The organism is Mesorhizobium sp. CO1-1-8, assembly GCF_020164875.1.
Taxonomy (GTDB): Bacteria; Pseudomonadota; Alphaproteobacteria; order Rhizobiales; family Rhizobiaceae; genus Mesorhizobium.
Genome location: NZ_JAIUGZ010000005.1, coordinates 420,195 through 445,293 on the forward strand (window position 1 = coordinate 420,195; position 25,099 = coordinate 445,293).

The 25,099-nt window shown below is 63.5% G+C and carries 20 protein-coding genes and 1 pseudogene; 11 read left to right on the top strand and 10 right to left on the bottom strand.

The window, feature by feature from the left end; translation table 11 throughout:
• The first annotated feature begins 30 nt into the window (after positions 1-30).
• The 7 genes from LB558_RS13545 (at position 31) to LB558_RS13575 (ending at position 12,797) form a co-directional block, all read left to right on the top strand.
• Positions 31-5,529: an alpha-2-macroglobulin family protein gene (locus tag LB558_RS13545; protein ID WP_224697994.1), complete on the top strand. Its 5,499-nt coding sequence runs from the start codon at positions 31-33 to the stop codon at positions 5,527-5,529.
• Between the two features lie 173 nt (positions 5,530-5,702).
• On the top strand, positions 5,703-7,784 hold the full coding sequence (gene pbpC, locus LB558_RS13550; RefSeq protein ID WP_224697995.1) for a penicillin-binding protein 1C: 2,082 nt from the start codon (positions 5,703-5,705) through the stop codon (positions 7,782-7,784).
• A 245-nt stretch (positions 7,785-8,029) separates the two neighbouring features.
• Positions 8,030-8,746, top strand: a complete 717-nt coding sequence (locus LB558_RS13555) for a M15 family metallopeptidase (RefSeq protein WP_224697996.1) — start codon at positions 8,030-8,032, stop codon at positions 8,744-8,746.
• 217 nt (positions 8,747-8,963) lie between these two features.
• Positions 8,964-9,992 carry a sulfate ABC transporter substrate-binding protein gene (locus tag LB558_RS13560; protein ID WP_224697997.1) on the top strand — a complete coding sequence of 343 codons (1,029 nt, stop codon included), beginning with the start codon at positions 8,964-8,966 and terminating at the stop codon, positions 9,990-9,992.
• Between the two features lie 22 nt (positions 9,993-10,014).
• Entirely contained in the window at positions 10,015-10,866 is an 852-nt protein-coding gene (gene cysT / locus LB558_RS13565; RefSeq protein ID WP_224697998.1) for a sulfate ABC transporter permease subunit CysT, read from the top strand.
• On the top strand, positions 10,859-11,743 hold the full coding sequence (gene cysW, locus LB558_RS13570) for a sulfate ABC transporter permease subunit CysW (protein WP_224697999.1): 885 nt from the start codon (positions 10,859-10,861) through the stop codon (positions 11,741-11,743). The genes cysT and cysW overlap by 8 nt, the downstream gene beginning before the upstream one ends.
• A gap of 13 nt (positions 11,744-11,756) precedes the next feature.
• Positions 11,757-12,797 (top strand): sulfate/molybdate ABC transporter ATP-binding protein, encoded by a 1,041-nt coding sequence (locus LB558_RS13575; protein ID WP_224698000.1) that lies wholly within the window; start codon positions 11,757-11,759, stop codon positions 12,795-12,797.
• Between the two features lie 34 nt (positions 12,798-12,831).
• Here the strand turns inward: LB558_RS13575 and LB558_RS13580 are convergent.
• From LB558_RS13580 to LB558_RS13590, 3 genes and pseudogenes are all read right to left on the bottom strand, one after another.
• Positions 12,832-13,074, bottom strand: a pseudogene (locus LB558_RS13580) (antitoxin); the annotation flags it as partial.
• A 115-nt stretch (positions 13,075-13,189) separates the two neighbouring features.
• Positions 13,190-13,675: a GNAT family N-acetyltransferase gene (locus tag LB558_RS13585; protein ID WP_224698041.1), complete on the bottom strand. Its 486-nt coding sequence runs from the start codon at positions 13,673-13,675 to the stop codon at positions 13,190-13,192.
• Positions 13,675-13,956, bottom strand: coding sequence for a DUF1778 domain-containing protein (locus tag LB558_RS13590; RefSeq protein ID WP_224698001.1), 282 nt, complete (start codon positions 13,954-13,956; stop codon positions 13,675-13,677). Before LB558_RS13590 ends, LB558_RS13585 begins: the two co-directional genes overlap by 1 nt.
• Positions 13,957-14,208: 252 nt before the next feature.
• Here LB558_RS13590 and LB558_RS13595 point away from each other — a divergent pair, with 252 nt between their 5' ends.
• Positions 14,209-15,195 carry a sulfate ABC transporter substrate-binding protein gene (locus tag LB558_RS13595; protein WP_224698002.1) on the top strand — a complete coding sequence of 329 codons (987 nt, stop codon included), beginning with the start codon at positions 14,209-14,211 and terminating at the stop codon, positions 15,193-15,195.
• A gap of 260 nt (positions 15,196-15,455) precedes the next feature.
• Positions 15,456-15,905 (top strand): RrF2 family transcriptional regulator, encoded by a 450-nt coding sequence (locus LB558_RS13600; protein WP_023813227.1) that lies wholly within the window; start codon positions 15,456-15,458, stop codon positions 15,903-15,905.
• Positions 15,906-16,023: 118 nt separating this feature from the next.
• On the opposite strand, the gene LB558_RS13605 is transcribed toward LB558_RS13600, so the two are convergent.
• On the bottom strand, positions 16,024-16,893 hold the full coding sequence (locus LB558_RS13605) for an NmrA family NAD(P)-binding protein (RefSeq protein ID WP_224698003.1): 870 nt from the start codon (positions 16,891-16,893) through the stop codon (positions 16,024-16,026).
• Between the two features lie 43 nt (positions 16,894-16,936).
• Positions 16,937-17,359: a DoxX family protein gene (locus LB558_RS13610; RefSeq protein ID WP_224698004.1), complete on the bottom strand. Its 423-nt coding sequence runs from the start codon at positions 17,357-17,359 to the stop codon at positions 16,937-16,939.
• A gap of 119 nt (positions 17,360-17,478) precedes the next feature.
• Here LB558_RS13610 and LB558_RS13615 point away from each other — a divergent pair, with 119 nt between their 5' ends.
• Together LB558_RS13615 and LB558_RS13620 are read left to right on the top strand one after the other, a co-directional pair.
• The gene (locus LB558_RS13615) at positions 17,479-18,384 is read left to right on the top strand and encodes a LysR family transcriptional regulator (protein WP_224698005.1); all 906 of its coding nucleotides are present in this window, start codon (positions 17,479-17,481) and stop codon (positions 18,382-18,384) included.
• A 159-nt stretch (positions 18,385-18,543) separates the two neighbouring features.
• Positions 18,544-19,704 carry a hypothetical protein gene (locus tag LB558_RS13620; RefSeq protein ID WP_224698006.1) on the top strand — a complete coding sequence of 387 codons (1,161 nt, stop codon included), beginning with the start codon at positions 18,544-18,546 and terminating at the stop codon, positions 19,702-19,704.
• Here the strand turns inward: LB558_RS13620 and LB558_RS13625 are convergent.
• From LB558_RS13625 to LB558_RS13645, 5 genes are all read right to left on the bottom strand, one after another.
• A complete protein-coding gene (locus tag LB558_RS13625) occupies positions 19,699-20,247 on the bottom strand; it encodes a gluconokinase (protein ID WP_224698007.1) in 549 nt (182 codons plus the stop codon). The genes LB558_RS13620 and LB558_RS13625 overlap by 6 nt on opposite strands.
• 2 nt (positions 20,248-20,249) lie before the next feature.
• Positions 20,250-21,236: an ABC transporter permease gene (locus tag LB558_RS13630; RefSeq protein ID WP_224698008.1), complete on the bottom strand. Its 987-nt coding sequence runs from the start codon at positions 21,234-21,236 to the stop codon at positions 20,250-20,252.
• Positions 21,233-22,213, bottom strand: a complete 981-nt coding sequence (locus tag LB558_RS13635) for an ABC transporter permease (RefSeq protein WP_224698042.1) — start codon at positions 22,211-22,213, stop codon at positions 21,233-21,235. Before LB558_RS13635 ends, LB558_RS13630 begins: the two co-directional genes overlap by 4 nt.
• An 11-nt stretch (positions 22,214-22,224) precedes the next feature.
• A complete protein-coding gene (locus LB558_RS13640; RefSeq protein ID WP_224698009.1) occupies positions 22,225-23,772 on the bottom strand; it encodes a sugar ABC transporter ATP-binding protein in 1,548 nt (515 codons plus the stop codon).
• 79 nt (positions 23,773-23,851) lie between these two features.
• Positions 23,852-24,979 carry a sugar ABC transporter substrate-binding protein gene (locus LB558_RS13645; protein WP_224698010.1) on the bottom strand — a complete coding sequence of 376 codons (1,128 nt, stop codon included), beginning with the start codon at positions 24,977-24,979 and terminating at the stop codon, positions 23,852-23,854.
• Positions 24,980-25,099 lie beyond the last annotated feature (120 nt).

Genomic DNA, 25,099 nt, shown 5'->3' on the forward strand with positions numbered 1-25,099 from the left:
CCGGACGTCAGCTGTGTCTGGAGGGGTGTTATGGCAATGCGCGCGGCTCGTGGTCTTTCGATTCTGATTCTCCTGTTTTTTGCCTGGGCCAATGTCCTGGCCTGGAGCAGCGTCGCGCAAGCAGCCGAAGCCCGGCGAATCGCGACAACTGACAATTCCGATTATTTCGGCTTTGATCTCAGGTCCGACCAGAATGTGACAATCGACCAGTGCAAGACGACATGCCTGGGAGACCCGGCCTGCCGCGCCTTCACCTACAACAAAAAAGCCAAATGGTGCTTCCTCAAATCCGACTACAACCAGTTGAAAACCTTCAACGGCGCGGTCGCGGGCAAGGTCGTCAACATCGATGGCGATCCTGATATCGGCGCGCCGCCGGAACTCGCCTTCTTCCCCAACTGGATGTCCGATCAGGCCCAGCAATACCGCAACAAGCTGCTCGGCCCGGCCTATGACGAGCCGACAGAAGGCATGGCTGCCTTGCTGAGCGCCGCCGAACAGGCCGCACTGACCGGCGACCACCGCTCAGCCATGCTGAAATACGAGGCCGCGGTCTCGGTGCTGCCCGATGATGGCCAGCTCTGGCTCAACCTGGCGCGTGAAACGCTGGCCGTGCAGCCCGCCGCCAGCACGTCCGAAGCTTCCACTTTGCCGACGAACGGCACTTCGGCCGCATTCAACGCCTATAAATTACTGCGCACCACCAAGACGCGCGCCGAAGTGCTGGCGCTGCTCGGCAACGGCCTCGACAAGCGAGATCTCTACCGGCCGGCGCTGCAGGCCTATGAGGCCAGCCTTGCCCTGAATCCTTCGCCGGCGGTCCAGGCCGACTATGCCGATCTGAAGGCGCGCAAGGGTTTCCGCGTCATCGACCACACCATCGACGCCGACACCAGCGCGCCGCGCATCTGCGCGCAATTCTCCGAGGATCTGGTCAAGACCGGCGTCGACTACGCGCAATTCGTCACCGTCGACAATGCACCGCCCAAGGGCGTCGAGGCCAAGGACAAGCAGATCTGCGTCGAAGGGCTGGAGCACGGCCAGCATTACGACGTCACCTTCCGCGCCGGCCTGCCGGCGGCAATCGGAGAAGTGACCGCGGCACCCGTGGTGCTGTCGATCTATGTGCAGGACCGCGCACCGTCCGCCCGCTTCACCGGTGACAGCTTCGTGCTGCCGGCCGGCGCGCGCCGTGGCATTCCGGTCGTTACCGTCAACATGAACGCCGCCGAGATGAAGCTCTACCGCATCGGCGATCGTTCGCTGGCCCAGCTTCTGTCGGGCTACCAGTTCCTGCACCAGCTCGATGGCTATGATATTTCCAACATTTCCGAACAGATGGGCGCGCCGGTCTGGCAAGGCCAGCTCGACATCGCCAATGATCTCAACAAGGAGGTCACCACCTCCTTCCCGGTCGACGAGGCGGTGCCGCAGCGCAAGCCCGGCGTCTATGTACTGACCGCCCAGGCCGTCAACGACAAGAGCGACGACTACAATTCGATGGCCACGCAATGGTTCGTCGTCTCCGACATCGGTCTGTCGACTTATACCGGCCAGGACGGGCTCAATGTCTTTGCCCGTTCGCTGGGCAGCGCCAAGCCGATCGCCGGCGCCGAATTGACGCTGGTTGCCAGGAACAATGAGGTTCTGGGCACGGCGACGTCGGATGCCGACGGCCATGCCGTCTTCAACCCCGGCCTGACGCGCGGTGACGGCGGCATGGTGCCGGCCGTGCTGATGGCCAAGCAGGGCGACAATGACTTCGTCTTCCTCGACATGGGCCGGGCCGGCTTCGACCTGTCCGACCGCGGCGTCACCGGGCGCGCGGCGCCTGGCGCCCTCGACGTCTATGCCTGGACCGAACGCGGCATCTACCGCGCCGGCGAGGATGTTCATGTGGCGGCACTTGCTCGCGACGGCGCCGCCAAGGCGGTCGAGAACCTGCCGTTGACCTTCATCTTCTCGCGCCCCGACGGCGTCGAGGACCGCCGCATCGTCAGCGACGGCGCCTCCGCCGGCGGCCATGCCGTCGACCTGCCGCTCGCACCCAACGCTATGCGCGGCACCTGGTCGGTGTCGATCTACACCGATCCCAAGCAGCCGGCGGTGGCCAGCCAGATGTTCCTGGTCGAGGATTTCGTGCCGGATCGCATCGAATTCGACATGAAGGCCGACAAGCAGGAAATCGCGCAGGGCGAAACCGCCAACATCGACATTGACGGCCGCTTCCTCTATGGCGCGCCGGCGGCAGGCCTGGCACTGGAAGGCGAGCTGACGCTGTCGACGTCGCGCGACTGGGACCGTTTCCAGGGTTTTTTCTTCGGCCTCGCCGACGAGCAGTCGGCCGAACCCACGGTCACCCCCCTCGCCGATCTGCCGGTGGTCGGCGATGACGGCAAGGTGACCTTCCCGGTCTCCGTCGACCAACTGCCCTCGACCACCAAGCTGGTCGACGCCAAGGTGACGGTCAGGATGCGCGAAACCGGTGGCCGCGCCATCGAGCGTTCGCTCAACATCGGCATCCGCCCGCAGGGCCATATGATCGGCATTCGTCCGGATTTCGCCGACAATGAAGTGCCGCAGGGCGGCACGGCCAAGTTCAGCCTGATCGCCGTCGATCCCGACGGCAAGCGGGAGGCGCTGAAAGGCGCGCAATGGACGCTGGTCAAGGTCGAACGCAATTACCAATGGTATCGCTCCAACAATTCCTGGAACTACGAGCCGGTCACCTTCACCAAGTCGATCGCCAACGGCCAGGTCGACCTCAACGCCGACGGCGACGCAACGGTCTCCGTGCCGGTCGACTGGGGCCAGTACCGGCTTGAGGTGGAGACATCGGATCCCGAGGGACCGGCGACCAGCTACGAGTTCGATGCCGGCTGGTATGTTTCGTCGACCACCACAGAAACGCCTGACGGTCTCGAGATCGCCCTCGACAAGGACAACTATGCCGCCGGCGAAGTGGCCAAGCTGAAAGTCTCGCCGCACTTTGCCGGCGAACTTCTCATCAACATCGGCTCCGACAAGCTGTTGAAGACCGTCACCGCGTTCGTGCCGGCCGGCGGCAGCACCGTCGATATTCCGGTCGGCGAGGACTGGGGCGCCGGCGCCTATGTCACGGCCACTCTGTTTAGGCCGGGCGATGCGCAGGAATCACGTATGCCGGCCCGCGCCATCGGCGTGAAATGGCTGAAGGTCGATCCGGGCTCGAAGAAGCTCGCTATTACCTTGACGCCGCCGGACAAGACGATGCCGCGCCAACAGCTGTCGATCCCGGTTTCAGTCGCCGGCGTGCAGCCGGGCAGCAACGCCTATGTCATGGTTGCCGCCGTCGATGTCGGCATCCTCAACCTGACCAACTACAAGGCGCCGGATCCGGAGAACTGGTTCTTCGGTCAGCGCATGCTGGGCATGGAAATCCGCGACATCTACGGTCGCCTGATCGACGGCTCGCTTGGCAACACCGGCAAGCTCAGGACCGGCGGCGACGGCGCCAACATGCAGGCGCAAGGCAGCCCGCCGACCGAAAAGCTGGTCGCCTTCTTCTCTGGTATCGTCGAGCTCGATGCCGACGGCAAGGCGCGGGTCGACTTCGACATCCCGCAGTTCAACGGCACCGTGCGCGTCATGGCCGTCGCCTGGACCAAAGATGCGGTCGGCCATGCCCAGTCCGATGTCATCGTGCGCGATCCCGTGGTGATCACCGCCGGCCTGCCGCGCTTCCTGGCGCCTGGTGACGCCGCCGTCATGCGCCTCGATGTCGCCGACACCGACGGTCCTGCCGGCGACTATGCGCTGTCAATCGAAACGACGGGCGACCTGTCGACGGGCGACAAGCCCCTGCCTCAGAAGCTGACGCTCGCCCAGGGCAAGCGCCAGACGCTGACTGTGCCGCTGATCGCGCAGACGGCGGGCAATGCCTCGCTCACCATCAAGCTCGCCCATGCCGACGGCACCAAGGTCGAGCAGACACTCTATGTGCCGGTGCGCCCGGCGCAATTGCCGGTCACCACCCGCCTGGTGGTCGACCTCAAGGGCAATGGCGGCGCGCTGCGCGTCGACAAGGAACTGCTGGCGGCAAGCCTGCTCCACGGCGCTTCCGTCAGCGTCGGCGTTTCGCAGGCAGCCGCCTTCGACGTGCCGTCGCTGCTGATGACGCTCGACCGCTACCCCTATGGTTGCGCCGAGCAGACCACCAGCCGCGCCATGCCGCTTCTCTACGTCAACGAGTTGGCATCCGGCATCGGCATGGCCAGCGATCCCGATATCCATGGCCGCATCCAGGACGCCATCTACAAGGTTCTGAGCTATCAGGCCTCGGGCGGCAGCTTCGGCCTGTGGGGTCCGGGCTCCGGCGATCTGTGGCTCGATGCCTATGTCACCGACTTCCTGACCAGGGCGCGCGAGCAGAAATACGACGTGCCGAGCCTGGCCATGAACCAGGCGCTGAGCAATCTGCAGAACTCGCTCGGCTACGACCAGAGCGTCCAGGACCGTGGCAGCGAGATCGCCTACGCCCTCTACGTTCTGGCCCGCAACAAGAAGGCCTCGATCGGCGACCTGCGCTACTACGCGGACACCCAGCTCGAAGCTTTCTCGAGCCCGATGGCCGTTGCCCAGCTGGCGGCGAGCCTGGCGCTCTACGGCGATACGCCACGTGCAGAAGCCACCTTCAAGACTGCCTTGCAGTTGGCAAAGTCCACCACCGACTACGACTACTACCGCTCCGACTACGGTTCGCGGCTGCGTGATGGCGCGGCGATGCTGGCGCTGGCGGCGGAATCCAAGCCGGCGCCGACGATCGTGCCGGAGCTGATCAAGCTGGTGACCAGGGAACGCGCCGAAGCCCGCCGGACCAGCACCCAGGACGAATCCTGGATGCTGCTGGCAGCCCGCGCGCTGAAGGAAGGCAATGATACGATCACGCTGACCGTCAATGGCGCGTCGCATTCCGGCGGCTACTCCAACCAGGTCGAAGGCTCTGACCTGGTTGACAGCCCGCTGACCATCGCCAACACCGGCAAGACCTCGCTGCAGGCCGTCGTCACCACGGTGGCGTCGCCGGTCCAGCCCTTGCCGGCCGGTGGCGACGGCTTCACCATCAGCCGCACCTACTACAAGCTTGATGGCACCGAAGCCAATGTCACCGAGGCGACGCAGAACGAACGCTATGTCGTCGTGCTCAAGGTCAACGAGCAGAACACATGGCCGTCGCGCCTGCTGGTCACCGACCTGTTGCCGGCCGGCTTCGAGATCGACAATCCCGGCCTGGTGTCCAGCGCCCAATTGACGAACTTCTCGTGGCTGGCGCAGACCGACGCGGCCCATCTCGAATTCCGCGACGACCGTTTCGTCGCGGCGTTCAACCCGGCCGACGGCGACCACGACCACAATTTGACCCTCGCCTATGTCGTACGCGCGGTGACACCGGGCACCTACGCGCATCCGGCGGCAACGGTGGAGGACATGTACCGGCCGCAATATTCGGCCCGCACCGCCACCGGCATGATGGAGATCAAGGCGCCGTAAGGCGCTGATGGTGACGGACGCGATGAGCAAAGTGCCCCCTCACCCGCCCTCCGCTTCGCTCGGTCGACCTCTCCCCGAGGGGAGAGGAGACGGCCAGCGCCGGCGCCAGTCTCTTCTCCCGTCGGGGAGAAGGTGGCCGCGACGCGACCGGATGAGGGGGCATCTTTACTAACATGAAGACGCTTCGCAAATTCGCTGTTGGAGCTGCAGGGTGCGCCGGCATCCTCGCCCTTTCCGCAGCCACCCTCTGGGAACTCGACCGCGCCTTCCCGCCCCCGCTGTCGGCCGAACTCACGGTCTCCACCGAAGTGCAGGATCGCGACGGCCAGTTGTTGCGTGCCTTCGCTACGCCGGACGGCTACTGGCGGCTGGAGACCCGTCTCGACCAGGTCGACAAGCAATTCGTAGACATGCTGGTCACCTACGAAGACAAGCGTTTTTGGGACCATGAAGGCGTCGACGTGCTGGCGCTGGCGCGTGCCGCCGGCCAGTTCGCCACCAGCGGCCACATCGTCTCCGGCGGCTCGACGCTGTCGATGCAGCTCGCCCGGCTGATCGAACCGCGCGAAAGCCGCAGCCTCGGCTCCAAGATCAAGCAGATGCTGCGCGCCATCCAGATCGAACGCCGGCTGTCCAAGCGCGAGATCCTCGAACGCTACCTGACGCTGGCGCCCTATGGCGGCAATCTGGAAGGCGTGCGCGCCGCCTCGCTCGCCTATTTCGGCAAGGAGCCGAAGCGGCTTACCGTTTCCGAATCCGCGCTGCTCGTCGCTCTGCCGCAACTGCCGGAAAAGCGCCGGCCCGACCGCAATTTGAAAATTGCCCACGGCGCCCGCGACCGGGTGCTGACCCGCATGGTCTCCTCCGGCCTGCTCGGCGAGCGCGAGGCCGCGCGCGCCGCGCTTGACGATGTGTCGGGCCTGCGCCGTACCCTGCCGGCGCTCGCCGCACATGCCGCCTATGCGATGTTGCCCAAGGCCGTGCCCGGCCAGCCCTTGCAACTGACGATCCGCAAGAGCGTCCAGGAAGGGCTGGAACAGGTGGCGAGGGACGCTGCCACCAAGCTTGGGCCTCGCCTGTCAGTGGCCATGGTGCTGGCCGACTCCCGCACTGGCGACATCCTCGGTGAAGTCGGATCGGCCAATTTCTTCGACGCCAGCCGCTCCGGCTGGATCGACATGACAAAGATCGTCCGCTCGCCCGGCTCGACGCTGAAGCCGTTCATCTACGGTCTTGCCTTCGAACAGGGACTGGTGGCGCAAGAAACGCTGATCGACGACAGCCCCGTCGATTTCTCCGGCTACCGGCCGAAGAATTTCGACATGGGCTACCAGGGCGATGTCAGCATCCGGCAAGCGCTGCAACTGTCGCTCAACGTGCCGGCAATCCGCGTGCTCGACGCGGTCGGACCAACGCGGCTGATGGCGCGCTTCCGCCAGGCCGGCGTCAGCCCCATACTGCCGGTCAACGAAGCGCCGGGCCTGGCCATCGGCCTTGGCGGTGTCGGCGTGACGCTGCGCGACCTCGTCCAGCTCTACACAGGGCTGGCCAATGGCGGCAAGACGCACACGCTGCATGACGGCACCGAGTCGGCCAATGCGGAGCGCACCAGCGCCACCATCCTCGACGGTCAGGCCAACTGGCAGATCATCGACATACTGTCGGGCGTCAAGCCGCCCGAGGGCGCCCTGCAGCGCGGCATCGCCTACAAGACCGGCACGTCCTACGGATACCGCGACGCCTGGTCGGTCGGCTTCGACGGCCGCTATGTGCTCGGTGTCTGGGTCGGCCGCCCCGACGCCGGCGCGGTGCCGGGCCTGTCCGGCTATGTCTCGGCCGCCCCCATCCTGTTCGAGGGTTTTGTTCGCTCGGGTCTGGCCACGGTGCCGTTGCCGGGCAAGCCGCCCGGCCTGTTCAGCCCCAGGCGCGAGGACCTGCCGGTGACGCTCGCCCGCTTTGGCGCCGGGTCGGACGGCCTGGTGCAGGCGATGGTGACCGAACCCGCACCGACCATCATCTTCCCGCCCGACGGCGCCCGGGTCGATCTCGGCACCAATTCAGTCGACGCCTCGCCGCTGGTGCTGAAGCTGCAAGGCGGCCGCGCGCCCTTCCGCTGGCTGGCCAACGGCAAGCCGCTGGTTGGCATCGATCGTCGCCGCACCGCGACCTGGCAGCCTGACGGCGCCGGCTATTCGACGCTGACCGTGATCGACGCCGCGGGGCGTGCCGCCAGCGTCAAGGTGTTCGTCGAATAGATCGCTGCAAGCGATTCATAGGCTTAGCTTTCCAAGGCCAGAGAATAGCAGGACACTTGCCCATGCCGGTTCCAAGGCGCCCCCCTCTGGCCTGCCGGCCATCTCCCCCTCAAGGGGGGAGATCGGATGTCCTTGCCGCTTTCGCCAATTGTCGATGGTGGAGCAGAACGCCAATGCTGCCAATCTCCCCCCTTGAGGGGGAGATGCCCGGCAGGGCAGAGGGGGGTGCCTCGCGAAGTCCTCGATTGTCGGCAGCCTCGGCGCTGGCTGCGGCAGCGCTCGTTTTAGCAATCACCCTCCCCACCTTCGCCGATGCCCTGCCCGCCGGCTTCGTCCGGCTCGCCGATGTCGACCCCTCGATCCGCCAGGACATCCGCTACGCCGGATCGGACAATTTTCTGCATCGCAAGGTGAACGGCTATGACGCGCCGGCCTGCATTCTCACCGAGCAGGCGGCAAAGGCACTCTCCGCGGTCCAGAAGGCGATCGCGGCGAAAGGCCTGACCCTGGTGGTGTTCGATTGCTATCGCCCTGCCCGCGCAGTCGCCGACATGGGCGAGTGGACGCGTGGGGGCGGCCTGCCCGATCCGCAATGGTATCCGAAAGTCAGGCGCAGCGAGCTGATCGCCAAGGGTTATGTCGGAGAACTATCGACCCATTCACGTGGCTCAACCGTCGACGTCGCCATCGCCCGAACGGACCGCAGGTCCAGCCCGAACCCGGCCTGCGGCGCCGGCGACGCCGACACACTCGATTTCGGCACTGGCTTCGACTGCTTCGACCCGATGAGCGAAACCGCCCACCGCGGCCTTGCCATTGAAGCGGCGGCAAACCGCAAGATGCTCGTCGACGCCATGCGCGCCGGCGGCTTCAAAAACTCTGCACGGGAATGGTGGCATTTCACGCTGACAAACGAACCGTTCGCCAGGCAGCGTTTCGACTTCCCCATCACCGCTGATTGAGGCCCAGGCCAAATTCCACACCTTGCCTGGGCACCGCCCATTGCTAGATAGGCTGAGTGGCCGGCAGAGATTCTTCCTGTGGGCGCGAGAGGAAAACATTTCTCCAAACGACGAAATGGCGTCGAATATTTTCTCCAAAGGGGCAAAAAAGGCAACATTGAATGCATCTAATCTCTACCAATTCGGTAGATTTGGCGCGGGTTCAACGGAGGCAGAAATGACCAAACCTCATTTCAGGAAGCTGCTCGGCGCACTGGTCGCCACATCTGTCCAGTTCGGTACGCTCGGTTTCGCGTTTGCCGACACCACCATTCTCAACGTGTCCTACGATCCGACACGCGAGCTCTACAAGGCCTATGACGAAGCTTTCATCGCCCACTGGAAGGCCGAGACCGGCGAGACGGTCACCGTTCAGCAATCGCATGGCGGATCGGGCGCCCAGGCCCGCGCCGTGATCGATGGCCTCGACGCCGACGTGGTGACGCTGGCACTCGAAGGCGACATCAACGCCATCGTCTCGAAATCGAAGAAGATCAATCCGGACTGGCGCACCAAATTCGAAAACAATTCAGCGCCTTACACCTCGACCATCATTTTCCTTGTGCGCAAGGGCAATCCCAAGGGGATCCACGACTGGAGCGACCTCGTCAAGGACGGCGTCCAGGTGATCACGCCCAACCCCAAGACCTCCGGCGGCGCACGCTGGAACTATCTCGCCGCATGGGCTTACGCCAATGCCAATGACGGCGGCGACGAGGCCAAGAACAAGGAATTCGTCGGCAAGCTCTACGCCAATGCCCCCGTGCTCGACACCGGTGCGCGCGGCTCGACCGTGACCTTCGCGCAAAAGGGCATCGGCGATGTGCTGATCGGCTGGGAAAACGATGCCTATCTGGCACTCGACGAATTCGGTGCCGACAATTTCGACATTGTCTACCCGCTGACATCGATCCTGGCCGAGCCGCCGGTGGCGATTGTCGACGCCAATGTCGACGCCAAAGGCACGCGCAAGGTCGCCGAAGCCTATCTGGGCTGGCTCTATTCCAAGGAAGCGCAGACGATCATCGCCAAGAACCACTATCGTCCGGCCAAGCCCGAACTCGTGGCTCCGGCGGATCTGCCCAAAACACCTGAAATCAAGCTGATCTCCATCGACGATCCGCTTTTTGGCGGCTGGAAGAAGGCACAGCCTTATCATTTCGGCGACGGTGGTATATTCGACCAGATCTACAAGCCGGCCCAGTGAGCTAAATCTAGATCAGGACGATATGACCATAGCACCCGCGCAGGCGGGGTGGCGGTTCAGACAGCCGAGTGTCATTCCGGGTTTCGGATTGACGCTCGGCTTCTCGCTTGCCTACCTCACCCTCATCATCCTCATCCCACTGTCGGGACTGATCTGGCGCTCGGCCGCCCTTGGCTGGCCCGAGTTCTGGGCGATCGCAACCGACCGCCGCACCATCAATGCGCTTGAGATCAGCTTCGGCACCGCCTTCGTCGCGGCTGGCGTCAACGTCGTCTTCGGCACGCTCGTCGCGTGGGTGCTGGTGCGCTACCGCTTTCCCGGCCGCCGCATCGTCGATGCCATGGTCGACCTGCCCTTCGCGCTGCCGACGGCGGTGGCTGGCATCGCGCTGACCACGCTTTATGCGCCGAACGGCTGGATCGGTAAATTGCTGATGCCGCTCGGCATCAAGGTCGCCTATACGCCGCTCGGCATCGTCATCGCGCTGATCTTCATCGGCCTGCCTTTCGTCGTGCGCACCGTGCAGCCGATCATGGAGGAGATCGACAAGGAGGTGGAGGAGGCCGCCGCCACGCTTGGCGCCAGCCGCTTCCAGATCATCACCCGCATCCTGTTTCCGGGCCTGGCGCCGGCCATCATCACCGGCTTTTCGCTGGCCTTCGCGCGCGGCGTCGGCGAATACGGCTCGGTCATCTTCATCGCCGGCAATTTGCCCTACAAATCCGAGATCGCGCCGCTTCTGATCGTCATCCGGCTGGAGGAGTACAATTATCCGGCGGCGACCGCGATCGCGGCGATCATGCTGTTCTTGTCGTTCCTGATGCTTTTGATCGTCAATCTCGCACAATCATGGAGCCGCAAGCGCTATGGCTGATCCCGAGATCAAATCCTACGCACCGCATCACGAGAGCCGCTCGCCGGCGGTCACCGAAAGCCGGCCGGCGCAGGCCGTCCTGATGGCAATCGTCTTCGCTTTCCTTGGCATCTTCCTGCTCCTGCCGCTGATCATCGTCTTCCACGAAGCACTGGCAAAAGGCGTCAGTGCCTATACGCAATCGCTGAGTGATGCCGACACGCGCTCGGCGATCCGGCTGACGCTGCTGGTGGCGGCGATCTCGGTGCCGCTCAACATCGTCTTCGGCATCTCCGCCGCCTGGGCGATCGCCAAGTTCGAGTTCAAGGGCAAGGCCTTCCTGACCACGCTGATCGACCTGCCTTTCTCGGTCTCGCCGGTCATATCGGGCCTCGTCTATGTGCTTTTGTTCGGCGCCCAGGGGCTGCTCGGCGGCTGGTTGAAAGCGCATGGCATCGTCATCCTGTTTGCCGTGCCGGGCATCGTGCTGGCCACCGTCTTCGTCACCTTCCCCTTCGTCGCCCGCGAGTTGATCCCGTTGATGCAGGAGCAGGGCAATGGCGACGAGGAGGCAGCACTTTCGCTTGGCGCCAATGGCTGGCAGACCTTCTGGTACGTGACCTTGCCCAACGTCAAATGGGGGCTGCTCTACGGCGTGCTCCTGTGCAATGCGCGTGCCATGGGCGAGTTTGGCGCGGTCTCGGTGGTGTCGGGCCACATACGCGGCCTGACCAACACCATGCCGCTGCATGTCGAAATCCTCTATAACGAGTACAACGCCGTCGGCGCCTTCGCCGTCGCTTCATTGCTTGCGGGCCTGGCGCTCGTCACGCTGGTCTTGAAAACACTTCTCGAGATGCGCTACGGCGCCGAGATCGCCGCGACGCGCGGACACTGACAGAGGGATTTGCATGGAAGTTCGCGTTGCCAACGTGCGCAAGGAGTTCGACCGGTTTCCGGCTCTCCACGACGTGTCGCTCGACATCAAGTCGGGCGAACTGATCGCGTTGCTCGGGCCGTCCGGCTCCGGCAAGACGACGCTGCTCAGGCTCATCGCCGGACTGGAGCGGCCGACGCGCGGAAATATCTTCTTCGGCGACGAGGACGCCTCGCACAAGTCGATCCAGGATCGCAATGTCGGCTTTGTCTTCCAGCACTATGCGCTGTTCCGGCACATGACGGTGGCCGACAATATCGGCTTCGGCCTGAAGGTCCGGCACGGGCCGTCGCGCCCGCCGGCGCAGGAGATCCGCCGCCGCGCCTCCGAGCTTCTCGACCTTGTCCAGCTTTCCGGGCTGGAGAAGCGGTATCCGGCGCAGCTTTCCGGCGGCCAGCGGCAACGCGTGGCGCTGGCGCGCGCCATGGCCATCGAACCCAAGGTGCTGCTGCTCGACGAACCGTTCGGCGCACTTGACGCGCAGGTGCGCCGGGAATTGCGCCGCTGGCTGCGCGAAATCCATGACGCCACCGGCCACACCACCGTCTTCGTCACCCACGACCAGGAAGAGGCGCTGGAGCTTGCCGACCGCGTCGTGGTGATGAGCCAGGGCCGCATCGAACAGGTCGGCACTGCCGACGATATCTACGACACGCCGAACTCGCCCTTCGTCTACGGCTTCATCGGTGAATCGAGCTCGCTTCCCGTCAAGGTCGAGAATGGCGAGATCTGGCTCGCCGACCGTCCGATCGGGATTGCCGCGCCCAACGAGCCCTCGGGCGACGCGACGCTCTACTTCCGCCCGCATGATATCGAACTGCTGGACGGCTGCAGCGGCTGTATCGCCGGCACGGTCGCTGCCAGCCGCCGCGTCGCCGGCACGCGCCGGGTCGAGCTCAAGATCGGTGGTGAGCGCCAGCGCGTCGAAATCGAACTGCCGGTCGATCACCCCGCGGCCCAGAAAAGCCGGGTGGCGTTCCGCCCCGGACGCTGGAAGCTTTTTCCGGCGGCTTGACCCTCTGGCCGAGCGCTATTGCAAGCAGGCGGATCTTGATCACGGGATAGTCGTCTTCAGGGGCAAGAGGCGCCTCCTTCGTCCACTGAGCGAGCAACGCGCCAAGGCCAGGTTTGCGGACCGGCTCGATGATCAGGCGGCCGCCTTCGCGACTGATCAGAACCTTATCGCCGGGCAACTCGAACTCGACAGAAATGCGCACCGCCTGGCTGCGGTTGTTGCGAAACAGTTTCGCCTCCTTCGGTGGCGGCGTTGTTGAATGACGATGCCGGGACATAAGGACACTCCTCGATGCAAGATGCAGGAAAACTCGGCAGACGACATCGGCCGACTATTGCACCAGGAACATCTTGGTTTGATACCGGTCGCTGCTTCATCCCGATCGACATCGGCTACCCTTTCACCAGGCCTTTCAACGATAGCACCAAGGTCATTGGATTCTTCGGGGAAGCCGCGAAGCCATAGTGCTCATAAAAGGCTTTCGCTTCATCCGATATGGCATGAACAAAAATACCACGAATGCCGAGGATCGTCGCGGCGTGACCTGCCCGTAAAACGGCGTCTTGCAGCAGCGCAGCGCCCACCCCCTTCCCTTGCCAGCCCGCGTCCACGGCGAGACGCCCGAGCACGACCATTGGAATGGGATCTGGCATGTTGCGACGAATGGCGCCGGGTGCCTGCGCGAGATCAAGCCCGCCCGAAGAGAGGCAGTAATAACCGACAACCCGCGCGTCTTCCGCCACCACATAGGTACGCGACGCGCCGCTGACCTGGTTGGCTCGCGCCCTCAGGCGAAGCCATTGGTCGAGACTTTCCGTCCCACTTTGGAAAAGGTCGAGATCATGGTTTTCGGCCAGAGGCGCGGGCGCCGATAGCATCATCCCTGCCACGGCCTGGGTACGTTCATAAGGCGTGCAAAACCTTCACCGCTTGGCGGCTCATCGAGGATGTCGAGATAGTGCCGGTAGCTCTCGGGATCCACCTTGATCAGTGCCTGGTCGAGCAGCGTGTCCTCGGCCGCACGATATGCAGCATCGATCATAAAGTCGGAACGGGTTTTCCCGCGTATTTTCGCAGCACGGTCGATCAGCGTGCGCACATCTTCCCGAATGCGCAGATTGACAGGCTTGGCGTGGGTCTCGGGTGTGGTCTTTGTCATGGCGGCGCTCCTTGTCACTCCCGTAGCACACCCGCATACACAATGTGTATCTATTTTGGCGAAGGTCAACGAATTGGAACGATCGGCGTGCACCGAGGCCAAGTCGCGCTTGAAAGAAAAAACTACGAACCCTCTGTTCCGGGGATAGGTTTTCTAGAAGCGATGCATTGATCCTCGGACCCATGCCTCGTCGCACACCATGTACCCCGGCTATGGTCCGACCATAAACGCATTGCATCGGAGCCTGTTTTCATGAAGCGATTTTTCCTCGGGCTTGCCACCGTCGCCGGCCTCTTCCTCGCATCCTCCCCGGCCTGGTCGGCGGACAAACTGCTCAACGCGTCCTATGATGTCGGCCGCGAGCTGTTCGTGCAGGTCAACAAGGCTTTCATCGCTCAGCATCCGGGCGTCACCGTCGACCAGTCGCATGCCGGCACTTCGGCGCAGGCGCGCGCTATCGCCGAGGGCCTTGGCGCCGACGTTGTTACTTTCAACCAGGTCATCGACATCGACTTCCTGGTCAAGAAGGGCCTCGTCTCGGCCGACTGGCAGAAGGATTTCCCCGACAACGCCTCGCCGTTCTATTCTCTGCCTTCGTTCCTTGTCCGTGCGGGCAACCCCAAGCACATCAAGGACTGGAACGATCTCGTGCGCGACGACGTGCAGGTGATCTTCCCCAACCCGAAAACCTCCGGCAATGCGCGCTACACCTATCTGGCGGCCACCGCCTACGCCAAGGAAGCCTTCAAGGGCGACGACGCCAAGGTGAAAGAGTTCATCACCAAGCTGTTCAACAACGTGCCGATCTTCGACACCGGCGGCCGCGCCGCAACCACCACCTTCGTGCAGCGCGAGATCGGTGATGTGCTGATCACCTTCGAGTCCGAGACGCGCGGCATCCGCAAGGAGTATGGCGACGACAAGTTCGAGCAGGTCACGCCGACGGTCAGCCTGCTGGCCGAATTCCCGATCGCGATCGTCGACAAGGTTGCCGACGAGCACGGCACACGCGATCTGGCCAAGACCTATCTCGACTTCCTCTACACGCCGGAGGGCCAGGACATCGCCGCCCGCAACGGCCTCAGAGCCCGCGACGCCGCTGTTGCGGCGAAATACAAGGCCGATTTCCCCGATATCCGGCTCCTGACGGTGGAAGACGTTTTCGGCGGCTGGGACAAAGTGCAGAAAGAGCATTTCGCCGCCGGCGGCCTGCTCGACCAGACCTACGGCAGCCGTTGAAGGCAGCGATGATCTCGGAGCAGAGCAGACGGAAAAGCCGGCGCCCTGCCGGCCTTTCCGTTTTGAACGCCGAAAACCTGGTTGTGAGCGGAATATCCGCGTTCTCAGTGCAAAACGTTAGAAAGAATCAACGCGTTTGTGCCTAACGTGCAATTTGGTGGCTGTTTCGCGAAACATCATCGCGCGGCGAGAACGTCATTATTTGCACACAAACAGTCGCCAGATGCGGGTGGTTGGGGCTTTTATGGGTTGATCTGGGCATGCTGACAAAAAAAGGCAAATACGGCCTCAAGGCCCTCGTGCATTTGTCTGGCCTGCCGGCCGGCCAATTGGCCTTCGTCAATGACATCGCTGTAGCGAACAACATCCCGAAGAAATTTCTCGATGCCATCCTGGGGGAGTTGCGCAATGCCGGCTTCGTCCAGAGCCGCAAGGGCAAGGAAGGCGGCTACCGCCTCGCCCGGCTGGCCTCCGAAATCAAGATCGGCCATGTCGTGCGCGTGCTTGACGGGCCGCTGGCGCCGATCCCTTGCGCCAGCCGCACGCAGTATCAACGCTGCGAGGATTGCGACGAGGCGACCTGCCAGGTCCGCCACATGATGCTGGAGGTGCGGCAGGCGATCGCCGAGGTGCTGGACAATCGCAGCCTCGCCGCCATGCGCGACGCCGACAATGATGATTTTCCGGTCGAGCTGACGTCGCAGATCTAAACCACCGACTCCAAGCTGACCGCACTCAGACAGACATGAGATCCTTCGATTGAAGAAGGGCTCTCCGAATCTCGCGTTACGAAGCTCGAAATCACGGAGAACCCCATGCAGTTTTGGCCTACCCGTTCACAATAGACGCAGCCTCGAATACATCGCGTGCGGACGTCGTACCCGCTACGTGCTCCGTACCCGCCACACCGAGGTCCATCCATCCTGCATTCACGGCCTCAAACATTTCTTCGGCAGGTCCGGAGCGACCCTTCGGGATGCCGAATTGCTCGAACGCTTCCGCCCATCCCTCACGCGGAATTGCAAAGGCTTTCACGTCGAGATTCAGGACTTCACCCAACTGCTCCGCGACCTCATCCGCCGTGACCATCGAACCAATCTCGACGATACGCTGCCCTGACCACGCTGGCCCGGCCAAAAGGGTTGCGACCTCCGCGCCGATGTCATTCGTCGCGACCATGGTCGATTTCCGGTTTGTCGGATTGTAGTAGACCGGCAGCGTTCCGCCCTGCGCGACCTGCAAGCCGTAAAGAAAGTTTTCGAAGAATCCACCCGCGCGTACAAATGCGGTTGGCGAGGTCAGGTCGCGAAAACCTTGCTCCAGAAGCGACAAGGCCGCGATCACCCCGTGCCCGCTGGTTCTGTTCGCACCCATCGACGAAAGCGCAACCACCCGCGGCGGCGCCGCCTTGGTGAGCGCCTCGACATAGTTGGCAATCACGCTCTTTGCTTCTTTGTAATCGGGCGACGGCGCCCAGACAGGGGGCAACATGACGAACGCGCCTTCGACGCCTTCGAGCGCTCGCTCGATGGCTGCCGAATCATTCCAATCGCCGTCTACCAGTTCCACGCCCTGGTTTGCCCAAGTGGCCGCCTTTTCACGATTGCGGACGAGCGCGCGTACCTCCTTGCCGTGCGCCAGCAGATGCTCTGCCGTTGCGCCGCCAACTTTTCCTGTGATTCCCATTACTAGGAACATGTGTTTTCTCCTGATGTTGAGGGACAGAGCTGCCCCTGTTGGTTCAATGGATGAGCGGCAGAATGGCCCGGACACGGGGATCGCGCAGATAGAGGCCGCCCCAGGTCATCGCGCCCAGAAGCAGGGAGATGATTTCCGGCGGCGACCCCACCTCACCGATGCGGAGATGGGCGCAGATGGCACCTCCCAAAAAGCCCGTCACCAGGATCGCGCCGGGGACGGCGGTGACCGGGATGGCGTAGAGGATGGCGCAGGCGAGGATGATCGGACCCACGACACGGGTCAGGTCCATCGCAAACCCGGTTTCCTGCAACATGCTCGCGATCTGCGCCGGCGCGAAAAGCTGAACAGCGGCATCTGCCGTCAGAGCGATGACGACAAACGCGCTCATTAACCGGCCGGCCCACACGGCGCGATGCAAGGTCATAGTTTCCGGTGTCTGATGCAGGTTCACAGTTTCGGACACTTGTCATTCTCCGATGGGGAGATCCCATATTCGAAGCTTACTGTGCCTCCCAGGTGTGATAAACACCCAGGAAATGAACCAACTGTTCTCTTTTCGGGAAACAATACCGGGCCACGAAAATGCAGAATCTCGAACCCATCCTCATTTTCACAACGGTAGCGGAAATGGGGAGCTTCACCCGCGCGGCCGATAGCCTGGGCATCCAAAAGGGGAGAGCCTCAACGGCGGTCCGGAAGCTGGAAGAAGTTGTGGGTGTCAGGCTTCTGCACCGGACGACGCGCAGCGTGCGGTTGACGGAGGACGGACGCGCATTTCATGCCCGTGCCCGCGATCTGCTTGCTGAAGTCGATGATCTGCACTCGATGTTCGCAGGCGACCGCGTGGCACTTCGCGGGCGTTTGCGGGTCGACCTTCCGACCGAAGTGGCGCGCACAACGATCGTGCCGGCCTTGCCGGATTTCATGGCGGCGCACCCCGAATTGGAGCTGGAGGTGTCGAGTACCGATCGGCAAGTCGATCTGGTTCAAGAGGGGTTCGATTGTGTATTGCGGCTTGGGCCCATTCGGGACGAGACCCTGATTGCCCGCCCGTTGGGCCTGTTGCGCATGGCCAACGCTGCCAGTCCCGCCTATCTGGCGCGCTATGGCGTGCCTCGATCGCTGGAAGATCTCCAGCGTCAGGAACATAGGACAATTCATTTTTCGACGATGCTGGGGGCGAAACCTTATGGATGGGAATATCCGGACGGCGACAGCTACGCGACGCTTCAGTTGCCAGGTGCTCTACACGTCAACAGCGCGCAGACCTACGAAGCCGCGGCCCTCGCCGGCCTTGGCCTGATCCAGGCGCCACTCTTGGGCATTGGCCGATACTTAGAGAGTGGAGCGCTTGTCGAGATCATACCCGATTTTCGTCGCCGGGCGCTCGCCGTGTCCCTCGTCGTCGCACATCGGAGCAATCTATCGCGCCGAGTCCGCGCGTTCATGAAATGGATCGAAGATGTGCTGACGCCATATATGGAATAGCGACACGAATATCTTCGTCCGGCCCTCGGAATCAACGTTTCTGAGGTCAGGTCTGCCGACCGGCGGTCCGGCGTCGCCGACGCCAGTTCGAGCGCGGACATGACCTTGCACGGCCCAACCCGACGCAGTAAAGCGGGGTTCGAAGAACGGGCTGGACCGATGAGGCTGTGGTGGTTAGCAAAATCCCGCAAGGCCGCCCGCAAGCTGCCATCGGCAGCCAGTTTCCGCACTGAAGTCATCGCCGACGTCTTCGTTCCGGAACGGGCGGAGGACGTGCGCTTCTTCAGCCGCAAGCTGGTTCACCCCGGCCGGCTTCGCCGCTTTTCCAACAAGGATCTCCGCGAAGGCCTGCTGTCCGTCTTCTATCTCCTGGTGGCAGCGGCACTGCCGGTGCGCTGGTGGGCGCCGATCTGCGGCCGCATATCAAGGTTTCGCCTCAAGCGCCATATGCGCAAGGAATTCCCGGCCTTCGCTGCCGCCACACGCGCGGTGCTTGGGGAGGGTATCGATGCACGCAAGCTGTTCGAGGGATTGCTGGCGGCGCGCCACCGCCGCCGCTTGCAGCTCGCCGCACATCTGGTGGCCGGCCGCTGGTCGCCGACGATCCGGTTGGAGGGGCTGGAGGGGCTGGAGGGGCTGCGGTCGGCCTTGCAGCGCGGCCACGGCGCCATCCTCTGGTGCGATCAGTTCACCGCCCAGACCATCATCGGCAAGCGCGCCTTGTACGAGGCCGGTATCGAAGCGCATCAGGTGAGCGTCAACACCCACGGTATTTCCGAATCGGCGTTTGGCTTGCGTTTCCTCAACCCGCCGCTGATCAATGTCGAAAACCGGTTCCTGAAAAGCCGGGTCGTCTTTGATCGCGACGACGCCTATCAGGTCACCATCCGCATCCAGAAAATCCTGAAGCAGAATGGCGTGGTGACGATGACCAATACCGTCCATGCCGGCACGACCTTCACCGAGGCAGCCATGGGCGAAAGCGGCTGGACGCATCTGGCCTCGGCGCCGGCGAATTTTGCCGCCAGGGGCAGAACCGCCCTGTTTGCCATGTCGACCTTCGAAGTGGTTCCCTTCGTCGAATACAGGGCCGTGCTCAGCCCCGAACTGACGCCGGAGGCATCTGTCACCCCGGCAACGGACATGGCCAGGGATGGCGCCAAGAACATGACTGTGCAGGCGCACTACATCCTGCTCAAGCGCGACCGCCTGCTGGAAGCGCTGAGGCTCTACCCCGAGCAGATGCTGACGTGGTCCCGCCGGCAGCGGCTGACCGAGGCCCAGGACAGCACCGGCATCGGAATGGATGAAGGCTCATGACCGGCGTATCAGGCGGACCGCGGCAGCGACGATCTCACCGACCGGGCGTGTGGCATCAAGTGTCAAGGCGCGCTCTTCCGCAGCCGGCGGCTCGAGGATGGCGAACTGGCTGTCGACCAGGCTCGCCGGCATGAAGTGGCCCTTGCGGTTGCCGACGCGGTGCCTGGCCGTGGCTGGGTCGATCTCCAGATAGAGGAAGACGAGCCCTGGGCAGAAGCCGCTCAGCCGGTCGCGGTAGCTGCGCTTCAGAGCCGAGCAGGCGGCAACCACCCCTTGTCCCTGCCCCACCGACGCCGCGACGCGTTCGCCGATCGCGTTGAGCCAGCCTTCGCGCAGTTGATCGGTGAGCGGCTCGCCGCTTGCCATGCGTGCGACATTTTCCGGCGGGTGCAGCCTGTCGCCCTCGATAAAGATAACGCCCAGCGCGGCCGCCAGTGCAATACCCACTGCCGACTTGCCGCAGCCGGCGACGCCCATCACCACGATGGCCGGAGGCACCGAGCCGGGAGCGCCCGTTGGCGCTTGTGCTGCCTTTTCGTCCACTGTCAGCGGCTTGCCGGCGCGCGGCCGTAGAGCAGCAGCATGGCGACGATGACGACACCGTAGATGATCTGCCGCCCGGCCTCCGGCATCTGCATGACCGACAGGATGGATTGCAGCAGCGTGATGAGGATGACACCGGCGACAGTGCCGAGATAGGAGCCGCGCCCGCCCAGGATCGAGGTGCCGCCAAGCACCACCGCGGCGATCGACGGCAGCAGATAAGCGTCACCCATCGACTGGGCCGCCTTGGAGGCATAGCCAGCCAGAAGCACGCCGCCGAAAGCCGAGAGCCCGCCGGAGACGGCGAAGGCGATCATCACCACGCGCCTTGTATCGATGCCGGAGAGATAGGCCGCGCGCTCGCGGTTGCCGATGCCGTAAACGGTGCGGCCGAAGCTGGTCCGCGTCAGCACGAACACCATCGCGGCCCCGATCAGCGCCCAGATGATGACCGCGTTGGGCACTCCCGGAATGGCGAAGCCGGTCGCCAGATAGCGCATCGCGCCCGTTGCCGAATCCTGCGGCGAGAAGCCGCCGGTGTAGACCACCATCAGCCCTTGCGCGACAGCGTTGGTGGCCAACGTGATGATCATCGAGGGGATGCGCAGATAGGCGACGCCGATGCCGTTTACGATGCCGATCAGCATGCCGCAGACGATGCCGAACGGGATGGCCAACGCCACGCCGACCGGGCCGTACGCCGCTGCAGCGCAGGCCATCATGGCGCCCGCCGCCACCGCCCAAGGCACCGACAGGTCGATCTGGCCGAGCAGGATGACCAACATCATGCCGGTCGCGATGACCCCGAGGAATGAAGCCACCTTGAGCTGCTGCAGAAGATATTCAGGCGACAGGAAGCTTCTGGAATAGAGGCTGCCCAGGAACAGCAAAAGTACGATGCAGGCAAAGGCCGTCAGCACCGCCGGGTCGGCGCGGCGGATGAATCTGGGCATGCGGCCGGCAATGCCGCCAAGCGTCGTTTCGCTCACAGGAACCACTCCAGCCGGTTGCGGATCCGAAACAGGGTGAAGGCGCCGAGGCTGACGGCGACCAGCAGGATAACGCCCTGAAACAGCGGCTGCCAGAGCGGATCGAAATCGAAGACGAACAACAGGTCGCCGATCGTACGGAAAGCCAGCGCGCCGAAGATGGCGCCGATGGCGCTGCCCTTGCCGCCGAACAGCGAGACACCGCCGAGCACCACGGCGGCGATCGAAAACAGCGTGTAGGAGTTGCCGCTGGCATAGGCCGCCTCACCCGTATAGGTGAAGAAGGTCAGGAACAGTCCGCCGATCGCCGCCAGCAGGCCAGCCAGCGTGTAGGCAGCGAACTTGCCGCGCCGGATCGGCACACCCGACATATAGGCCGCCGTCTCCGATGAGCCTGCCGCGTAAGCGGCGCGGCCGAGCACCGAGCGGCTGAACGGCACCCAGATCACCAGCACGATGGCCAGCAGCACGACGATACTTGCCGGCACCACGCCGAACACACGGCCGGTCAGCGCATCGGCCAGATCCTCATTGACCGAGCCGCCCGGAAATGGCCGCAGCAACAGGCCGATGCCGTAATAGACGGCGCCTGTGGCAATGGTGGCGACAATCGGCTGTAGCCGGCCATAGATGACGATGGCGCCATTGATGGCGCCGCACAGCAGCCCCACCGCCAGCACGGCGATGACGCCGAGCGTCGTCTGCATCGGCGTGCCGACCACCAGCCAAGAGGCCAGGCAGTTGGTCAAAAGGAAGATCATGCCGACGGACAGGTCGATGCCGGCCGTGATCACCACCAGCGTCTGCGCCATGGCGACGAAGGCGAGCAGCACGCCTTTGTTTGCCGCCGTCTGCACCACATTGGCGGTGAAGCCGGCCGGATGGTTCGAGGTGTAGATGACGAACATGACGATGAAGATGCCGAACGCCAGCAGCGTTCCGCGCTGCTCGGCCAGCCAGTAGCGCCAATCCTTCATGTGCCAATCTTTCACGCGCTTGCTCCCAGGCCCACCGGGCTGTCCTCGCCGTGGATGTTGAGCGCGCTTGATATCAGCGCCCGTTCGGTGATCTCGGCACCGACCAGCTCGCGCTTGACCGCCCCGTCATAGAGGACCAGCACACGGTCGCAGCAGCCGATCAGCTCGTCATAGTCAGTCGAGTAGAACAGGATCGCCGCACCCGCGTCGGCCAGTTTGCGCATCAGCTGGTACAGTTCCTGCTTGGTGCCGACGTCGATGCCGCGCGTCGGATCGTTGAGCAGGATGATGCGCGGCTGGCGCATCAGCCATTTGGCGATGACCACTTTCTGCTGGTTGCCGCCCGACAGCGCGCCGACCGGGATGTCGAGGCCCGCCGTCTTGATCGCCAAGAGGCCGACCATGTCGTCGATCAGCCGCTGCTCGGCGGCGCGGTCGATGATGCCGGCTTTCGACAGCCGGTCGAGCGCCGCGAAAGACAGGTTCTCGCGCACCGTCATCGGCAGCATCAGACCTTCGGTCTTGCGGTCCTCGGGAATGAGCGCCATGCCGATGCCGTCGTCGCGCGCAACGGATGGACTGGTGATCGACACAGGCTTGCCGTCGATCAGGATCTGGCCGCTGAGGCCGCGCAGCACGCCGAAGAAGGCGAGCAACAATTCGCGCTGGCCCTGGCCGTCGAGACCACCGAGGCCGACCACCTCGCCTGCCCTGACGGTCAGCGAGATGTCGTGCAGCCGGTCGGCCCATGAGAGCTTGCGGGCCTCGAGCCTGGGGGCCGCGGTGGCGGGCACGGCCGCCGGCTTGGGCGGAAAGATATGGCTGTATTCGCGGCCGATCATCAGTTCGACCACCTCATTGTCGCTCTTCGAGCCGGCCGGATAGCTGGCGACATTGCGGCCGTTGCGGAACACCGTGCACTGATCCGCCAGTTCGGCGATCTCGTTCATGCGGTGCGAGATGTAAAGCAGCGCCAGCCCTTCCGAGCGCAGCCGCTTGAGCACCGCGAAGATCTTCGAGACATCCGCGGCGGTCAGCGCGGAGGTCGCTTCGTCGAGGATGAGGATGCGCGGCTTACGTGCCAATGCCTTGGCGATCTCGACCATCTGCCGGCGGGACAATGGCAGGTCCTTGACCAGCGCCAGCGGGTGGATGTCGGCGGCGCCGGCACGAGCAAGTGCTTCTTCGGCGATGCGGCGCTGCGCCTTGCGGTCGATCATGCCGAAGCGTTTGGGCGGGTCGGAAATGACGATGTTGTCGGCAACGCTGAGCTCGGGGACCAGCGACAGTTCCTGGAAGATGCAGACGATGCCGGCCTTGTTGGCGGCACCCGGAGAAGCGAAGGTCGCCTCGCGCCCGTCCAGCGTCATGCGACCCTCATCGGGCGCCACGACACCTGCCATGACCTTGATCAGCGTCGACTTGCCGGCGCCGTTTTCGCCGAGAATGGCGTGGATGCTACCGGCTTCGACAACAAGCTCGGCCTTCTCCAGCGCGCGTACACCGCCATAGCGCTTGGATATGCCTTCCATCCGAAAGAGCGGAGCCGCACCGTCCATCGGCCCTCCCAGGGCGATTGTGTAATTGAGACAAGCGCCGCGGCTCAAGCCGCGGCGCCAGGTGACAGCCTGTGCTGATTTACTGGTTTTCCTTGGTCTGACCCATGATTTCCTGGGCGCTGAAATTGATGCCGCAGGTCGGGAAGGAATTGCCGACGAAGAAATTATCGGATTCCTTGGGGAAGTAATCCGTGCCTTCCTTCAAGTTCGGGTCTTCGGCGATCGCCAGCGGCAGCTTCACCTCTTGTGGCACCACCTCCCCTTCGAGTGCGGCGATCGCGGTCTTGATGGCGACGGCGACCTGAGCCGGACCCGAGCCTGCGGACGAGCACTTCAGCCCGTCGGCCGAATGCGCGGCGCAGAACTTGCGGAAGCCGTTCTCGGTCTCTCCGCCAAACGGCACGAACGGATGCTTGGCGTCGATCATCGCCTGCACGATGCCGGTGTCGCCGCCCTGCCCGGTGATGCCGTCGAACGGACCGTTGGTGGCGATCGCATCCGCGGTCACTTTCTGTGCCACGCCGTCATCCCATTTGCCGGCGACTTCGGTCACGTCCCACTTCTTGCCGGATGCATCGAAGACCTCGTGGATGCCGTTGTGACGATCGGTGTCGACGGAGGTGCCGGCGACGCCGCGCACTTCCAGGATCTTGCCGCCGTTCGATATCTTGGCTACCAGCCACTTTGCCCACAATTCGCCAAGGCCCTTCTGATCGACATTGACGTTGATGGCGTCCTTGGTGTCGAGAATGTTGTCGAAGGCGACCAGAACGATGCCCGCTTCCTTGGCGCGCTTGATGACCGGACCGAAGGCCGTCGGGTTCTGGGCGTCGGTGACGATGGCATCATAGCCGGAATCGATGAAATTGTTGATCGCTGAGATCTGTGCCGGCACGTCCTCGCCCGTCGAGACGACCTTGAATTCCTTGATCTTGGCTTTGACTTCAGGTTGTGCGGCGTAGGCCTTGGCCGTCTGCACCATCTGGATGCGCCAGGTGTTGGCGATATAACCATTGGCGAAGGCGATGCGGAACGGCCCTTCCTTCTTGGGATATTTGAAGAATTTGGTCTCCGCGCTCCACGGCGCGAAACAGTCCGCCTGAGCGGCAGGACCCGACACGATTTCGGGTCCGGCGGCCATGGCGGCCGAATTGAGCATGACGAATGCAGTGGCGGCAACGACGCCACCAACAAGTGACTTGATCATCGATAATCCTCCCGATTGCAGTTCTGATTGTCGTTTCGCAATGCGAATTTTTCGCGCGATGGACCGGCACCTCCCGCCTCGCCATGCGCTTCCTTGGCCGCCCGTGGTGGCCGACCCGGT

Excerpts from the sequence above, each read along its gene's own strand:
- LB558_RS13545 (WP_224697994.1), top strand. The coding sequence starts at position 31 with ATGGCAATGCGCGCGGCTCGTGGTCTTTCGATTCTGATTCTCCTGTTT.
- pbpC (WP_224697995.1), top strand. The coding sequence starts at position 5,703 with ATGAAGACGCTTCGCAAATTCGCTGTTGGAGCTGCAGGGTGCGCCGGC.
- LB558_RS13560 (WP_224697997.1), top strand. The coding sequence starts at position 8,964 with ATGACCAAACCTCATTTCAGGAAGCTGCTCGGCGCACTGGTCGCCACA.
- cysT (WP_224697998.1), top strand. The coding sequence starts at position 10,015 with ATGACCATAGCACCCGCGCAGGCGGGGTGGCGGTTCAGACAGCCGAGT.
- cysW (WP_224697999.1), top strand. The coding sequence starts at position 10,859 with ATGGCTGATCCCGAGATCAAATCCTACGCACCGCATCACGAGAGCCGC.
- LB558_RS13575 (WP_224698000.1), top strand. The coding sequence starts at position 11,757 with ATGGAAGTTCGCGTTGCCAACGTGCGCAAGGAGTTCGACCGGTTTCCG.
- LB558_RS13585 (WP_224698041.1), bottom strand. The coding sequence starts at position 13,675 with ATGCTATCGGCGCCCGCGCCTCTGGCCGAAAACCATGATCTCGACCTT.
- LB558_RS13590 (WP_224698001.1), bottom strand. The coding sequence starts at position 13,956 with ATGACAAAGACCACACCCGAGACCCACGCCAAGCCTGTCAATCTGCGC.
- LB558_RS13595 (WP_224698002.1), top strand. The coding sequence starts at position 14,209 with ATGAAGCGATTTTTCCTCGGGCTTGCCACCGTCGCCGGCCTCTTCCTC.
- LB558_RS13600 (WP_023813227.1), top strand. The coding sequence starts at position 15,456 with ATGCTGACAAAAAAAGGCAAATACGGCCTCAAGGCCCTCGTGCATTTG.
- LB558_RS13605 (WP_224698003.1), bottom strand. The coding sequence starts at position 16,893 with ATGTTCCTAGTAATGGGAATCACAGGAAAAGTTGGCGGCGCAACGGCA.
- LB558_RS13615 (WP_224698005.1), top strand. The coding sequence starts at position 17,479 with ATGCAGAATCTCGAACCCATCCTCATTTTCACAACGGTAGCGGAAATG.
- LB558_RS13620 (WP_224698006.1), top strand. The coding sequence starts at position 18,544 with ATGAGGCTGTGGTGGTTAGCAAAATCCCGCAAGGCCGCCCGCAAGCTG.
- LB558_RS13635 (WP_224698042.1), bottom strand. The coding sequence starts at position 22,213 with ATGAAGGATTGGCGCTACTGGCTGGCCGAGCAGCGCGGAACGCTGCTG.
- LB558_RS13640 (WP_224698009.1), bottom strand. The coding sequence starts at position 23,772 with ATGGACGGTGCGGCTCCGCTCTTTCGGATGGAAGGCATATCCAAGCGC.
- LB558_RS13645 (WP_224698010.1), bottom strand. The coding sequence starts at position 24,979 with ATGATCAAGTCACTTGTTGGTGGCGTCGTTGCCGCCACTGCATTCGTC.